General features: G+C 73.9%; 13 protein-coding genes. 5 read left to right on the top strand and 8 right to left on the bottom strand.

Going from position 1 to position 13041, the window contains the following annotated elements; genetic code table 11:
• Nucleotides 1-121 precede the first annotated feature (121 nt).
• The 6 genes from Sm713_RS33115 to Sm713_RS33140 form a co-directional block, all read right to left on the bottom strand.
• Nucleotides 122-1126 (bottom strand): pyridoxal-phosphate dependent enzyme, encoded by a 1005-nt coding sequence (locus tag Sm713_RS33115; RefSeq protein WP_212913645.1) that lies wholly within the window; start codon nt 1124-1126, stop codon nt 122-124.
• Nucleotides 1047-2060: a GHMP kinase gene (locus Sm713_RS33120; protein ID WP_212913646.1), complete on the bottom strand. Its 1014-nt coding sequence runs from the start codon at nt 2058-2060 to the stop codon at nt 1047-1049. The genes Sm713_RS33115 and Sm713_RS33120 overlap by 80 nt, the downstream gene beginning before the upstream one ends.
• Nucleotides 2057-2875 carry a Rossmann-like domain-containing protein gene (locus Sm713_RS33125; protein WP_212913647.1) on the bottom strand — a complete coding sequence of 273 codons (819 nt, stop codon included), beginning with the start codon at nt 2873-2875 and terminating at the stop codon, nt 2057-2059. The genes Sm713_RS33120 and Sm713_RS33125 overlap by 4 nt, the downstream gene beginning before the upstream one ends.
• 63 nt (nt 2876-2938) lie before the next feature.
• Nucleotides 2939-3742 carry an ABC transporter ATP-binding protein gene (locus Sm713_RS33130; protein WP_212913648.1) on the bottom strand — a complete coding sequence of 268 codons (804 nt, stop codon included), beginning with the start codon at nt 3740-3742 and terminating at the stop codon, nt 2939-2941.
• On the bottom strand, nt 3739-4836 hold the full coding sequence (locus tag Sm713_RS33135; protein ID WP_212913649.1) for an iron ABC transporter permease: 1098 nt from the start codon (nt 4834-4836) through the stop codon (nt 3739-3741). Before Sm713_RS33135 ends, Sm713_RS33130 begins: the two co-directional genes overlap by 4 nt.
• Complete coding sequence (locus Sm713_RS33140) at nt 4826-5827, bottom strand: ABC transporter substrate-binding protein (RefSeq protein WP_212913650.1); 1002 nt, start codon at nt 5825-5827, stop codon at nt 4826-4828. Before Sm713_RS33140 ends, Sm713_RS33135 begins: the two co-directional genes overlap by 11 nt.
• Before the next feature lie 171 nt (nt 5828-5998).
• Here Sm713_RS33140 and Sm713_RS33145 point away from each other — a divergent pair, with 171 nt between their 5' ends.
• Nucleotides 5999-7285, top strand: coding sequence for an MFS transporter (locus Sm713_RS33145; protein ID WP_212913651.1), 1287 nt, complete (start codon nt 5999-6001; stop codon nt 7283-7285).
• A 163-nt stretch (nt 7286-7448) separates the two neighbouring features.
• Entirely contained in the window at nt 7449-8039 is a 591-nt protein-coding gene (locus Sm713_RS33150) for a GNAT family N-acetyltransferase (RefSeq protein WP_212913652.1), read from the top strand.
• 95 nt (nt 8040-8134) lie between these two features.
• On the opposite strand, the gene Sm713_RS33155 is transcribed toward Sm713_RS33150, so the two are convergent.
• Together Sm713_RS33155 and Sm713_RS33160 are read right to left on the bottom strand one after the other, a co-directional pair.
• Nucleotides 8135-8728, bottom strand: coding sequence for a sigma-70 family RNA polymerase sigma factor (locus Sm713_RS33155; RefSeq protein WP_374196107.1), 594 nt, complete (start codon nt 8726-8728; stop codon nt 8135-8137).
• Between the two features lie 137 nt (nt 8729-8865).
• Nucleotides 8866-9681: a hypothetical protein gene (locus Sm713_RS33160; RefSeq protein ID WP_212913653.1), complete on the bottom strand. Its 816-nt coding sequence runs from the start codon at nt 9679-9681 to the stop codon at nt 8866-8868.
• A gap of 228 nt (nt 9682-9909) precedes the next feature.
• Here Sm713_RS33160 and Sm713_RS33165 point away from each other — a divergent pair, with 228 nt between their 5' ends.
• From Sm713_RS33165 to Sm713_RS33175, 3 genes are read left to right on the top strand one after another with little or no spacing between them, the layout of a single operon-like run.
• Nucleotides 9910-10149: a hypothetical protein gene (locus Sm713_RS33165; RefSeq protein WP_212913654.1), complete on the top strand. Its 240-nt coding sequence runs from the start codon at nt 9910-9912 to the stop codon at nt 10147-10149.
• A gap of 59 nt (nt 10150-10208) precedes the next feature.
• Nucleotides 10209-12440, top strand: a complete 2232-nt coding sequence (locus tag Sm713_RS33170; protein ID WP_212915017.1) for a cation-translocating P-type ATPase — start codon at nt 10209-10211, stop codon at nt 12438-12440.
• Complete coding sequence (locus Sm713_RS33175; protein WP_212913655.1) at nt 12434-12964, top strand: copper chaperone PCu(A)C; 531 nt, start codon at nt 12434-12436, stop codon at nt 12962-12964. The genes Sm713_RS33170 and Sm713_RS33175 overlap by 7 nt, the downstream gene beginning before the upstream one ends.
• The last annotated feature ends 77 nt before the right edge of the window (nt 12965-13041 follow it).

Here is a 13041-nt window from a genome sequence, read left to right on the forward strand (position 1 = left end):
GGGTCCGGTTCGCCGAAACGGGCGGACCGGACCCACGCCGTGAGGCGGGGAGCCGCCGGCCCGGTGCTTCCGGGCGGCCGGCTGCGGGGAGGCGCGAGCGTGCAGGGGGAGCCCGTCCGACTCAGGCGTCCGGCGGAAGCGGGCTGCGCCGCCACTCCATGCGCGACCAGGGGAGCGCGAGATCCCGCACCGTGGAGACCGCCAGGGGCGCCAGGTCGTCGACGGGTTTCGCCTCCTCGTGCCGGGCGAAGACGCCGTCCACGTACCGGTGGCCGGTGTCCGCGGCGATGAACAGCACGGTGCCGTGAGGGTTCCGGCGACGCTCCCAGGAGGCCGCGAGGTAGGCGGCACCGGTGGACAGGCCCGCGAAGATCGCGTGTCTGCGCAGCAGGTCCACGGAGCCCGCCAGAGCGGCTTCGAAGGAGACCCAGTGGAGCGTGTCGTACAGGGCGTGGGAGACGTTGCCGAAGGGGATGGAGCTGCCGATGCCGGCGATGATGATGTCGGGGTCCGGGACGTGCTCGCTCCGGAAGGTGACGCTGCCGAAGGGCTGGACGCCGACCAGGGCAACGTCGGGAGACCGCTCACGCAGGTAGGCCGCCAGGGCCCCGGTGGACGCGCCGGAACCGACCCCGCCGACCACCGTCAGGTCGTCGGTTCCGAGGTCCGCGGCGATCTGATGGGCGACGGCGCGGTAGCCCAGGTAGTGGATCCTGTCGTGGTACTGCCGCATCCAGTGGTACGAGGGGTTGGCGCGCAGGATCTCCTTGATGCGCGCCACGCGCCGGCTCTGGTCGAGTTTGAGGTCGTCGGAGGGCGGCATCTGCTCCAGGCGCGCGCCCAGGACGGCGAGTTGGGTACGCAGGGCCTGGTCGACCGTGGTGGAGCCGACGATGTGGCACCGCATCCCGTATCGGTGGCAGGCCAGCGCGAGCGCGTACGCGTAGATGCCGCTGGAGCTGTCCAGGAGGGTGTCGCCGGGTTGGACGATGCCGTGCTCCAGGAGGTGCCGCACGGCGGCCTGCGCGGAGACCACCTTCATCGTCTCAAACCGCAGGCAGACGAGCCCATCGCCCGCGCTGACGAGGTCCGGTCGTCCGATCGCCTCCGCGATGTGCTGGTCCATGGCCTTCTCCTCCGCTGCTGTGGTCGGTCCGGAACAGCCGTGTGACGGGTAGTCCGCCCCGCAGCAGCGCTCGCAAGCAGTCGCGCAACCGGCGGCCGACGTCGTCGGCGGTGGGGTCGAAGAGCAGGCCGGCGACGTTGCCGCTGTGTGCGACCTGTACGCCGAGCGCGCCTGAGCTCTCGGAGATGGCGATGAGCAGGGCGAGTTCGGCTTTGGGGTGGATGCGCTGGTGGCGCTGTGCGCTCTCGGTGGCCACCCTGCCCAGCAGGGCCGCGTCGGTGTCGGCGAGGGCCGTGCGGAGCATCCGCCGCAACCGCTCGTACGCGTCCACGTCCTCGTCCCTGTAGTCGGTGACGGGCAGGGAGAGCGTGTCCACAGGAGCGCCCCGTCCCGTGAGGCACCCCACCACCGCCAGAGGCGGAAGTGCGGACCCGAACTCCTCGATGACCATGCCCTTGCGCTGCGCGAACAGCGCCGGCCGGGCGCCGAGCATGAGCGGGTCGCAGGCACGCTCGGCGCGGACCGCGAGCCCGGCGGCCTCGGCCCGTTCGAGGTGTACGCCATGGCTGTCGGCGACGGCCCGCACCGCGGCGAGAACGTCGCTGGTCGACGAGCCCATGCCCAGGCCGACGGGGACGTCGCTCTGAAGGGTGAGGTGCCCGCCCCAGGGCGGCAGCCCGGAGACCGGGGCACAGGCCCGTACCGCCAGGGTGGCCGCTCGGGCAGCCCGGGTACGGTCGGCGGGCTCCACCGTGATCCGCTCGGCCGGTACCCCGGGCCGGGGTGCGAACCGGGCACGGGTGCCCAGGCTGTGCAACGGCAGCGTCACCAGGCCGTGGGCCCACTGGCTCTCGCCGGTGCGGAAGACGCCCTGGAGTATCTCGCCGTGGTGGCACCCGGCGCGGCCGTGTCCCGTGGCAGGTGTGCGGATCACGTCGTGCTCCCGGCGCGGTACCGGTAGAGGACCGTCGGATCCGCGCTGAACTGGGAGAACGGAAAGGGTTCCGCGGACAGCGCGGTGACGCCCGCCCCGAGGAAGGCCCGTGCCACCGCGCTGCCCGTCTGCGCGTAGACCACGAGCGGGATGTCCCGCTCCCGGCACCGGCCGAGGATGGCGTCGAAGGTGCCGTTGGAGAGCGTCATGCCGGTGGCGACCACGGCGTCGGCGACGTCCAGCACGCCGGCCATGGAGCCGGTCACGGGATCCCCCCACTGCGTGGTGCGCAGGTTGAAGTCGCAGGGCAGGCAGTCGCCGCCGCGTTCGCGGATGGCGGCGACGAGCGGGTTGACGACGCCGATGAGGCCGACCTTGGCACCTGGCGGGGTGTCGAGGAGTCCGGCGATGGCCGCGTCACGGGCGTGGGCGCGTATCTCGGGGGTGCCCGCGGGGAGCGTGATCGGATCGGCCTCGGCCGCGTCCCGGTGCGGGCGGGCCTCGGCCAGGTGGGCGTCCAGGGCGGCGATGCGCAGCGGGAGCGGCGCCTCGCGCAGCAGCGCGTCGAGCGGTGTGCCGGACGCGTCCCGGCATATCGCCGCGTCGATCTCGCCCGCCTCGAAGGCGCAGGCGCCGAACGACCGTCCGAGCCTGACCAGGACATACTGGTTGAGGTAGGTCGTGTCGCCGCCGGCCAGGCGGGTGCCGTGGTGCAGCCAGAACACGCTCGTGGCGACCTGCCGGGCCGGATCCGGTCCCGCGTCGGCGGCCAGTACCCGTGAGACGAGGTCCTCCACGGTCGTCACCCGGTCCATGCGTCCTCCTGAAGTCGGTGGCGGTTGATGGTTCGGTGCTGCGCGGCCAGGAGCGGTGGTGGTTCATGAAGAGGACTGGACAGTGCCGGCGGCCCGGGTGCGCGTGCCCCCGTGGAAGGCGACGGCCGGATTGCCGAGCGCGTCGCGGCCGAGTTCGGCATCCACCTCGAAGACGTCCCGCAGCCGGGCCGGAGTGAGCACCTCCAGGGGTGCTCCGTCGGCGACGACGGAGCCGTGCTGGAGCAGCACCAGCCGGCCGCAGAAGCGCGCGGCGAACGAGAGGTCGTGCAAGGCGACCAAGACCGTCTGGTCGGTGGCGGCCACCATGCCGAGCAGGTCGAGCTGGTGTTTCACGTCCAGGTGGTTCGTCGGCTCGTCGAGGAGCAGGGCATAGGGCTGCTGGGCGAGAGCCCGGGCGAGGTGCGCGCGTTGGCGCTCCCCGCCGGAGAGGTTCTTCCAGGGGCGGTCGTGCAGGCCGGCGATCCCCATGCGGTCGAGGGCCGCGTCGACGACGAGCCGATCGCGGCTGCTCGGACCCCGCCATCGTTCCCGGAACGGGGTACGGCCGAGGGCGACGACGTCCCCGAGTCGCAGTTCGCTGTCGGTGTCGGCCGACTGCTCGACGAAGGCGGTGTGCCGGGCGACGCGGCGCGCGCTCCAGTGCCGGATGTCCTCGCCGTCGTAGCGGACGGCTCCCGTGGTGGGCCGGCGCAGGCCGGCCAGGCAGCGCAGCAGGGACGACTTGCCGGAGCCGTTGGGCCCGATCAGCCCGACCGTCTCCCCGGGGGCCACGTCGATCTCCACGTCCCGGACGATGACCTTGCCCCCGGCGACGGCCCAGGTCAGTTTCTCGGCCTGGATCCTCACAGGTCACCCCTCTTGCGCAGCACCACCAGGAACAGGGGCACACCGAGCAGGGCGGTGACCGCCCCGACCGGGATCTCACGGGGTGCGAAGAGCACGCGGGCCAGTGCGTCGGTCCAGATCAGGAACACCGCGCCGGCCAGGGCGGACAGCGGCAGGAGCGCACGGTGCAGCGGCCCGACGAGGAACCGGACGCCGTGCGGGACGATGAGGCCGACGAACCCGATGGCGCCCACGCAGGAGACGGCCACCGCGGTCAGCAGCGCGCAGGTCATCAGCAGCACCGTCCGGGTGGTCCGCACGTCGATTCCGAGGGACGACGCGGTGTCCGTGCCGAAGGCGAAGCCGTCGAGCGCGGTCGAGCAGAGCCACATCACGGCCAGCCCGACGGCGCAGCAGGACGCGCACAGTGCCACGGAGCTCCAGCGTGCCGACGTCATCGAGCCCAGCAGCCAGTGCAGCACGGCCTGGGTGGCGTCGGCGTCGCCGGACGCCATCAGTACGAGCGAGGTGAGCGCGAGGAAGAGCTGCCCGACGATGACGCCGGTCAGCACGATGCGCACGGAGTCGAGACCGGGGCCGCGCAGCAGCAGGAGCAGCAGCCCGAAGGAGGCGAGCGCGCCGGCCAGGGCGCCCCCGGTAAGGCCGAGTTGGGCGGATCCGACGCCGAAGACCACCACCAGTACGGCCCCGGCGGAGGCGCCGTGCGAGACGCCCAGCAGGTAGGGGTCGGCCAGCGGGTTTCGGGTCACGGCCTGGAGCGTCGCCCCGCATGCCGAGAGCAGGGCGCCGACCAGGGCCGCCATGAGCACGCGAGGCAGCCGCAGGTCCCACAGGAGCGAATCGGTCAGCCTCGGCAGCGGCGTGACCGGCAGGCCCAGGTGGGCGCCGAGCGCTCGTCCGACATCTGCGTACCCGACACCGCCGACGCCGATGGGGACCGACACGGTGACGGAGACCAGCAGGACGACCACGGCCACCGGGAGCCACACCGCGGGGGACGGGTCCGGACGGGTCCTCGGCGCCGCCGCACCGGGGAGCGGCGGGGCGGTGCGTGCGCTGGGGTGGAGCAGGGCGCCGACCGGCTCAGTGGACATAGCCGAGCTTCCGCATGCCGTCGATGAACATCCGCAGGGCGTGCACCGACCGTACCGAGGGGTCCATCTCGATGCCGGGAACGGTGATGTACCGCTCGTGCCGTACCGCGTCGAGCTGGGAGACGGCCGGCTCCTTGCCGAGCATGTCCCGCTTCTCCGCGACGGTGTCGCCCGGGGCGCCCCGCTCGGAGAGGTCGCCGAGGACGATGACGTCCGGCTTGCGCTTGGCGATGGCCTCCCAGGAGACCTGCGGGAAGGTCTGGTCGACGTCGTCGAAGGCGTTGCGCACCCCGAGGAGGGTGCTCATCGCGCTGGGGATGCCGCCCTTCCCGGCGACGTAGGGCGCGCCGTTGAACACCGAGTAGAGCCACACCACGGACGGCTTGTCCGTCACGGAGGCCTTCGCGCTCTCGGCGGCGGTCAGGACCTTGCGCTGGTCGGCGATCAGGCGGTCGGCGCGGTCCTCCACGTGGAAGATGCGGCCCAGGTTCCGGTAGTCCTGGAGCAGCAGGTCGAAGGCCGTCTTCCCCTTGAGGTCCTGTGGCGGGCAGCCGCTCAGGCTCACATACGAGGGCAGGCCGATGCCGTCCAGCTCCTTGCGGGCGCCCACGCGGTCGGCCGTGAAGAGGTCCGGGGACCCGCCGACGACGACGTCCGGGTTGGCGGCCCGCACCTGTTCGCCCGTCAGGGAGGTCTTGCTCAGGACCGGGACCTTGCGGTAGTCCTCCTCGTACTCGGGCGCCACCTTGGTCTTCAGGTACGAGGTGCCGGCCATGCGGTCGGCCAGGCCCAGTGCCAGGAGCGTCTCGGTGGACGCCTGGTCCACGGTCACCGCCCGCTTGGGAGCGCCGGAGAAGGTCTCCCGCTGCCCGCAGTCGGAGAGGGCCACGGTCTGCGACCCCGCGGCACCGGCCTGCGTCCGCGTCCCTGACGAGCAACCGGACAGCACCAGTACGGCGGCGAGCACGGCCGCGCCGGCATGACGGTACATGGCAACCCTCCGAAAGGAAGTCGGGTGGTGAAATGAATACCATGAAAACGTGAGCGGGAAGATATCGGGGACGAGTTCGCTGAATTTTCTCCGGCCGGGAACCAAAAGCCCTTCCGATCCGACGCGCGGGGTGGGAAACGCCCCAAAACAAAACAAAGGAATGCCCTCTCCATGACCTCCCCACCGGCTCCGGCCACGGACCTCCGCAGGCCCTCGGTCCTCCGCGATTTCGCATTTCTGCGCCTCTGGTCCGGGACGACCGCTTCGGGTCTGGCGACCTGGGCCCTGCCCTTCGTGCTCGGCCTCGCGGTGCTCGACGGATCCCTCACCCCCGGCGGTCTCGGGGTGGTCCTGGCCTTCCGGACGGTGGGTTTCCTGGCGGCTGTGCCGGTCAGCGGGGTCGTCGCCGATCTGTTCTCGCGGCGCAAAACGGTGCTCGCCGCCGGACTCGCCGCCGCCGTGGCCGCCCCGGTCATGACACTGGGACTCGGCCGGTCCCTGCCGCTGATGGCGGCGGCGGCCGTGGTCGCCGGCGCGGGACAGGGTGCGTGCCGTCCCGCGTTCCAGGCACTGACGTCCGAGGTGGTGCACGCCGAGAACCGCCAGCAGGCCAACGCCGCGATCACCCTGGCGGTGCGGGGCACCACGCTGGCCGCCCCCGCCGTGACCGCGCTGCTGGCCACCGTCGTGGGAGTACGCGTGCTGCTGTGGGGAGTGGGCGTCCTGTGGCTCCTGGCCGCTGCTCTGCCCCCCGCCGGACGCCCGGCGGCGCACGGCGGGCGGCCACGGGCCTCGTTCTTCACCGAGTTCGCGGAGGGGGTGCGGGAGGCACGGCGGCACCCCTGGTTCCTGGCCGGGCTCGGCGCGCTGACCGCGGTCATCGCGACCGGCTACTCCGCCACCGGTGTCGTGCTGCCGATGGTCAGCCGCGACCGGTTCGGCAGCCAGACGGTGCTGGCCGCGGCGACCACGGCCTACATCGTCGGTGCGCTCGCCGGAGCGCTGCTGATGGCACGCTGGCGGCCCCGGGCGCAGGGCTGGACGGCGCTGGCCGGGATCGCCTGCTACGGCTTCGCGCCCCTCGGCCTGCTGCTGCCCGTGCACCCGGCCGTCGTCGTGGCCGGTTATGCGCTGGCCGGGATCGGCATCGAGCTGTTCAACGTGCCCTGGTTCACCGCCACCCAGCGCGAGGTCGACCCCGCCAAGCTGGCCCGCGTGTCCTCCCTGGACTTCCTGACGTCCTACGGACTCGCCCCGCTGGGCCTCGCGTTCATCGCCCCCGCCATCGACGCCTTCGGCGCGCCGGTGGTCCTGGGCGCCTGCACCCTGGTGTGCTTCCTGGCGCCGGCGGCCGCCGCGTGGGCACCCGGGGCGCGTTCCTTCTCACGCGGCACGCCGCCCTCCGGTCCGCCGCAGGAGCGGAGTGAATCCGCGTCGGAAAAAACCTCCCCAGAATGAGTCGGACGGCGGGGCCAAAAGGTTCCCGGCTCCCGGGAAAAAAGAAGAAGGCACGTCGAAAGCACTCGGAACCGTGGCGATTCTCTTTCCTTCGGGAATGACCCTGGACGATAACGGAAATGGATACGGGAACGTCGAAGAACCCGGCCGGACGAGGAGACCGATGACGGCAACGCCCACCCGCGGCCCCGCCCCCGCCCACGGCGCCTGCACGATCCGCCGCGCGAGAACCGCCGAAGACCTCGAAGGCGCCCGGAAGGCCGTGCTGCACACCGCCGAGGTCGACCTGGGCTACGGCTACCAGCCGGAGTGGCACTGGGACCTGGACCACCCCGTCGAGACCTATGTGGACAACCCGCGCCAGGCCATGTTCGTCGCCGTGACCGCGGACGAGGACGTGGCAGCCTGCGCGGCCGTCAGGATCGGGGGCCCCAAGAGCCCCCCGCACGCCCCGGAACTCGCCGCGCGGTACGCCGACCGGCAGGCGGTCGCGCAACTGCTGCGCGTCGCCACCCTGCCCGGGTACCGCAGGGCGGGCCTGGCCCGGCGCCTGGTCGCCGCGTGCCAGGGATTCGTCCGTGCGGACGGCGGGTTCCGCGTGATCTACCTGCACACCAACACGCTTGTGCCGGCGGCCGAGCCGTTCTGGCGCTCGCTGCCCGTGGTCGAGGTGCGCGACGACCGGCCCACCGAGACCGATCCCCGCTTCAGTACCGTGCACTTCGAACTGCCCCTGGACGCGGCCGTGGACTGAGGGGGAGATGGTCGGGCCGTGGCGGCTCCGGACAGAGCAGCGCCACCGCGGCCGGTGGCGCTGCTCCGCCCCGGGCCGGGGCGGAGCAGCGTCCGTCAGGCCGCCGCGCTCAGCGGCCGGTCGGCGTGCCCCTCGCGGAGCATGTCCACCAGTGCGGCCCGGGCCCGGGCGACGCGTGAGCGCAGGGTGCCTATGGGGCAGCGGCTGGCCGCGGCGGCATCGGCGTAGGAGAGCCCGAGGAGTTGCGTGAGGACGAACGCCTCGCGCCGTTCCGCGGGCAGTGCCTCCAGCAGGTCGAGGAGTGCGACGCCCTCCTCGAAACCGGGCAGGCCCTGGGGCTGGGCGCGTTCGGCCGCGCTCTGCCAGTCGCCGGTGCTCGCCGACCGTGGTCGTGCCGCGGCGCGCCGGATGCTGTCGACGACGGCGCGGCGCGCGATCGACAGCATCCAGGTGCGCGCCGAGGACCGGCCCTCGAAGCGGTGGAGGCTGCCGAGGGCGCGCAGGAACGTGTCCTGCGTCAGGTCGTCGGCGGACTGCGGGTCGCCCGCGAGGCGGGTCACGTACCGGCGCACGTCGCGTTGCAGTGCCCGGACGAGGAATTCCACGGCCTCGGTGTCGCCGCGGCCCCCGGCGAGGGCCCACGCCGTGACCGTCTCGTCGGTGACTGCGGGCGGGGCAGGAGGTATCACAAGGTGTCCCTTCTGAGGACCGGGCCGGCTGCGCGAGCACGGGAGGCCGCGCGCCGTTCCCGGTGAGGAGACCCGTCCGTACGGAGGTACGGCGGGGGCCCGTGCCGCCGGGCGACGGCGGCATGGGAGACCGGCTGTCAGACGACAGCGGTCTCCCGGGGCGGGCCCCTGGTGGTGAGGGCGTGGACGAGCAGGAGCCGGCGGGGCCGCCGGTGACTGAAGTCGCGCAGCGGTCGCCGGTCAGGCGGCGGGACGGGTGCGGCTCCGGCCAGTGCCAGTCGCAGTGGCGCGAACGCCCGGCTGGCGAGGGCGCTCAGCACGCGGAAGGCAGCCTTCTCCCCGCGGGCGAGCCAGAGGCCGCACAGCACGGCGGCGGCGAGGTGGGCGGCGGTCATCCCCCACGACGGCAAGCCGGTCATCTGGTGGCCCATGGACGCCATGGCGTCCGTGCCGTGGCCGGCCATCGAGCCCATGGGCATGCTCATGGTCGGGAGGCCGGTGCCCGCGCTGCCCGGAGCCGGGTGCCCGGCGCCCGCGCCGGTCGCGTGCTGCCCCATGGCCATCCGGTCGAGGAGACCGGACTGCACGGCGACGCGGTAGGCCCTGGCCCCCGCTGCCGGGCCCGGGTCCGCCCCGCAGAGCATGTGCCGGGCCCAGTGCGCGGCCGGTCCGGATCCGCCCGGTGCCGGTGCCCGTCCCGTGGACTGCGCGAAGGCGAAGCAGACGTGCAGGGCGGTCTGGACCGCGACGGTGAAGGCGGTGACCGCGATCGGTCCCCGTTCCCTGCCACCGAACGCCCACCCCGCCGCACCTGCCCCGGCGACCGACGCGCCCAGCGCCCACCACGGCACCGTGGCGCCCGACATGAGCACGTGCCCCAGGGAGGCGAGCAGCACGCAGACGGCCGCGAACACCGCAGCCCGTATCGAGCGAAAGCCCAAGCCGACCGTCATGGCCCGCTCATCTTGACACCCCGGAGCCTCGGCCGACGCGGGGGAGGGGACGGAGCGGACCGGGCGGCATCGGCGGTCGTGCCCGGGCGGGAACTCAACCGCGACCCGCGACGACTCCTGTGACGAGCGGGTTCAGCGCAACGCGTCCGCACCACCGCGGACGGGGACGGCGCATCCGGCGGCCGTCCCCGGACCCCTCGCCCCGTACGCCCACCGACAGGAAGTTCCATGGCGCCACCGACTCCCACCACCCGCCCCTTCCGCACGGGTACGGCGGATCGCACGTCCTCGCCCTGGCCCGTGGCCGGGTTCGCGGTCCTCCTGCTCGTGCTGTTCGCCGTCGCGTTCGCCGTGGGCCGCGGCACGGGCCCCGTGGCCCCGGACATGCGTCCGCCGGCCGGGCCCGTCGGGCATGTCGGCGGCGGCACGGGCTCCGGTGGCGGCATGGGCGACATGGAGGGCATGTGACCGCGCGGCCCGAGCCGGCCGCCGCCCCGTCGGCGGCCACGGAGCTGATCGTCACGGGCATGACCTGCGCGGCGTGCGTGGCGCGGGTGGAGAAGAAGCTCGGCAGGATCGAGGGGGTCAGCGCGAGCGTCAACCTGGTCACGGGACGCGCGCGCGTCGTGCACCCGGCCGCGGTGGACGCCGAGGCCCTCGTCGCCGCCGTCACGGGAGCCGGCTACCGGGCCGAAGTGGCCCCGGACGGGGACCCGGGACGCAGCGCTGACGACGCGCCAGGGGGCCGTGGCGATGAGGTGCCGGAAGCCGTCCGCTTGCTGGTCACGGCGCTTCTCGGGGTGCCGGTCATCGTCCTGTCGATGGTGCCGGACCTGCAGTTCCGCAACTGGCAGTGGTTCTGCTTCATGCTGGCGGCGCCCATCGCGGTATGGAGCGCCCAGCCGTTCCACCGCGGGGCGTGGAACGGTCTGCGACACGGCACGGCGACCATGGACACGCTGGTCTCGCTCGGCGTGGTGGCGTCGTTCGGGTGGTCCGTCCACGCCCTCTTCCTCGGCGGCGCGGGCGTGCCCGGCATGCGGATGGCCTTCACCCTGCTGCCCTCCGCGGGCGGTGCCGCCCACGTGTACCTGGAGACGGTGGCCGCGGTCCCGCTGTTCGTCCTGACGGGGCGCTTCCTGGAGGCCCGGGCCCGCCGCGGGACGGGCGCCGCGCTGCGGGCCCTGTCGGGGCTGGCGGCGCGTGAGGCGACCGTACGCGTGGCCGGGCAGGAGCACCGGGTACGGGTCGAGGACCTGAGGGTCGGTGACGTGTTCGTGGTGCGGCCGGGCGAACGTGTCGCGACCGACGGAGTCGTGGTCGAGGGCCACTCGGCCGTGGATCGCTCCGCGGTCACCGGCGAGAGCCACCCGGTGGAGACCGGTCCCGGTGACCGGGTCACGGGTGCCGCCGTGAACACCAGCGGGGTGCTGGCGGTGCGCGCCACCGCCGTCGGCGCGGACACCCAGCTGGCCCGCATCACCACCCTGGTGACCAGGGCGCTGGAGGACAAGGCCCGCGCGCAGCGCCTCGCGGACGCCGTCGCCGGAGTGTTCGTGCCGGTCGTCGTGGCGCTGGCCGTCACGGGCCTCGGCTTCTGGCTGGGCGCCGGAGCCGCTCCCTCGGCGGCCTTCACCTGTGCCGTCGCTGTCCTCGTCGTCGCCTGCCCCTGTGCCCTCGGACTGGCCACGCCGACCGCGCTGCTGGCGGCGACCGGCAGGGGTGCCCAACTCGGCGTGCTGGTGTCCGGACCGCGCGCCCTGGAGACGCTGCGCGGTGTCGACACGGTGGTGCTCGACAAGACGGGCACCCTCACCGAGGGCCGCCTGGCCGTCGTCACCGTGACCGCGGCGCCGGCCGGCCCGGACGAGACCGCCATGCTCCGGCTCGCGGCGGCTGTCGAGCGGTACTCGGAACACCCGGTCGGCCGGGCTGTCGCCGCCCACGCCCGCCGCCTGCTGCCCGACGAACGGCCTTTGGAGGTGGCCGGATTCGCCGCCACGCCCGGACGAGGCGTGAGCGGACGGGTCGCCGACACCCGCGTGGAGGTGCGTAGCCCAGGGGAACAGGTGCCGGCGGCACTCCGGGAAGCGCTGCTGAACGCGCGGGCCGCCGGGCACACACCGGTCGCGGTGTACGTGGACGGAGCGTGCGTGGGGCTGCTCGCGCTCGGCGACACCGTGCGCCCCGGCAGCTACCGTGCGGTGGACCGGCTCCGCAGGCTCGGCCTGCGGCCCGTGCTGGCCACCGGCGACGACCCGGTACCCGCGCGGGCGGTGGCCGACCAGCTCCGCATCACCGAGGTGCACGCGGGATGCGGCCCCGAGGACAAGGGCGCACTGGTGCGCCGCCTGCGGGAGGCGGGGAACCGGGTGGCGGTCGTCGGGGACGGCGTCAACGACGCGCCGGCCCTCGCGGCGGCCGACCTCGGCATCGCCATGGGCGACGGCACGGACGCGGCCATCGGCGCGGCGGCGGTGACCCTGGTGCGCCCGGACGGCGTCGAGGCGCTCGTCGACGCCGTGCGGCTGTCCCGCCGGACGCTCGCGACGGTCCGGGCCAACCTCGTCTGGGCCTTCGGCTACAACGCCGTCACCTTGCCCCTGGCGTTGCTGGGATGGCTGGATCCGATGGTGGCCGCCGCAGCCATGTCCCTCAGCTCGGTGCTCGTCGTCGCCGGCAGCCTGCGCCTGCGGACCTGGGAACCCACCCCGCGGCGGGCCGGGACCGGGCGCGCCTCCAGGGGGACGCAGTGGTGACGCCACGCGGCGGGACGGGTGGTGCTTCCCCCGGCACCGCGGTCGGCGACCGGGTGCGCGCGGGGGCGATGGCGGTCGCGGCTCCGGTCGCCGCGTGCGCCCTCGCCCTCGGCGGGCTCGGCGCGAGGGCGCACAGCGGCGCCGCGGGGCGGCCCGCGCACGTGAGCGCCGTCGACGGCCGGGTCCTGCTGCCGCTCGTCGACGACAGCACCATGACCGCGGCGTTTTTCCGCCTGACCAACGACGGCGGCACCGATGACGAGGTCCTCTCGGTCAGCTCTCCAGCGGCCCGCACGGCGATGCTGGCGCGCACCGAGGTGAGCGGCAACGCCGGCCGGATGCGCATGGGCGTCACCCTTCCCGTGCCGGCGGGCGGGACGGTAAGCATGACCGCGTACGCCACCGACGTCATGGTGGAGCTCACCCACCGTCCGGCTCTGGGCCAGCGCATCCCGTTCGTGCTGCGACTGCGCCGGGGCGGACAGGTTCGGGCCGAGGCCGTGGTGGTGCGACCTGGCGGTTGAGGGCGTGGCCCGGCAGGGCCCCCGGGCACCCGGGGCGAACGGCGCTCCCGGCCGGTCAGCCGGGGGCAGCACGCAGG

The sequence above is a fragment of the Streptomyces sp. TS71-3 genome (assembly GCF_018327685.1).
Lineage (GTDB): Bacteria > Actinomycetota > Actinomycetes > Streptomycetales > Streptomycetaceae > Streptomyces.

Coding starts and splice junctions, on each gene's coding strand:
- Sm713_RS33170 (WP_212915017.1), top strand. CDS start 10,209: ATGACCTGCGCGGCGTGCGTGGCGCGGGTGGAGAAGAAGCTCGGCAGG.
- Sm713_RS33150 (WP_212913652.1), top strand. CDS start 7,449: ATGACGGCAACGCCCACCCGCGGCCCCGCCCCCGCCCACGGCGCCTGC.
- Sm713_RS33135 (WP_212913649.1), bottom strand. CDS start 4,836: ATGTCCACTGAGCCGGTCGGCGCCCTGCTCCACCCCAGCGCACGCACC.
- Sm713_RS33160 (WP_212913653.1), bottom strand. CDS start 9,681: ATGACGGTCGGCTTGGGCTTTCGCTCGATACGGGCTGCGGTGTTCGCG.
- Sm713_RS33125 (WP_212913647.1), bottom strand. CDS start 2,875: ATGGACCGGGTGACGACCGTGGAGGACCTCGTCTCACGGGTACTGGCC.
- Sm713_RS33165 (WP_212913654.1), top strand. CDS start 9,910: ATGGCGCCACCGACTCCCACCACCCGCCCCTTCCGCACGGGTACGGCG.
- Sm713_RS33140 (WP_212913650.1), bottom strand. CDS start 5,827: ATGTACCGTCATGCCGGCGCGGCCGTGCTCGCCGCCGTACTGGTGCTG.
- Sm713_RS33145 (WP_212913651.1), top strand. CDS start 5,999: ATGACCTCCCCACCGGCTCCGGCCACGGACCTCCGCAGGCCCTCGGTC.
- Sm713_RS33115 (WP_212913645.1), bottom strand. CDS start 1,126: ATGGACCAGCACATCGCGGAGGCGATCGGACGACCGGACCTCGTCAGC.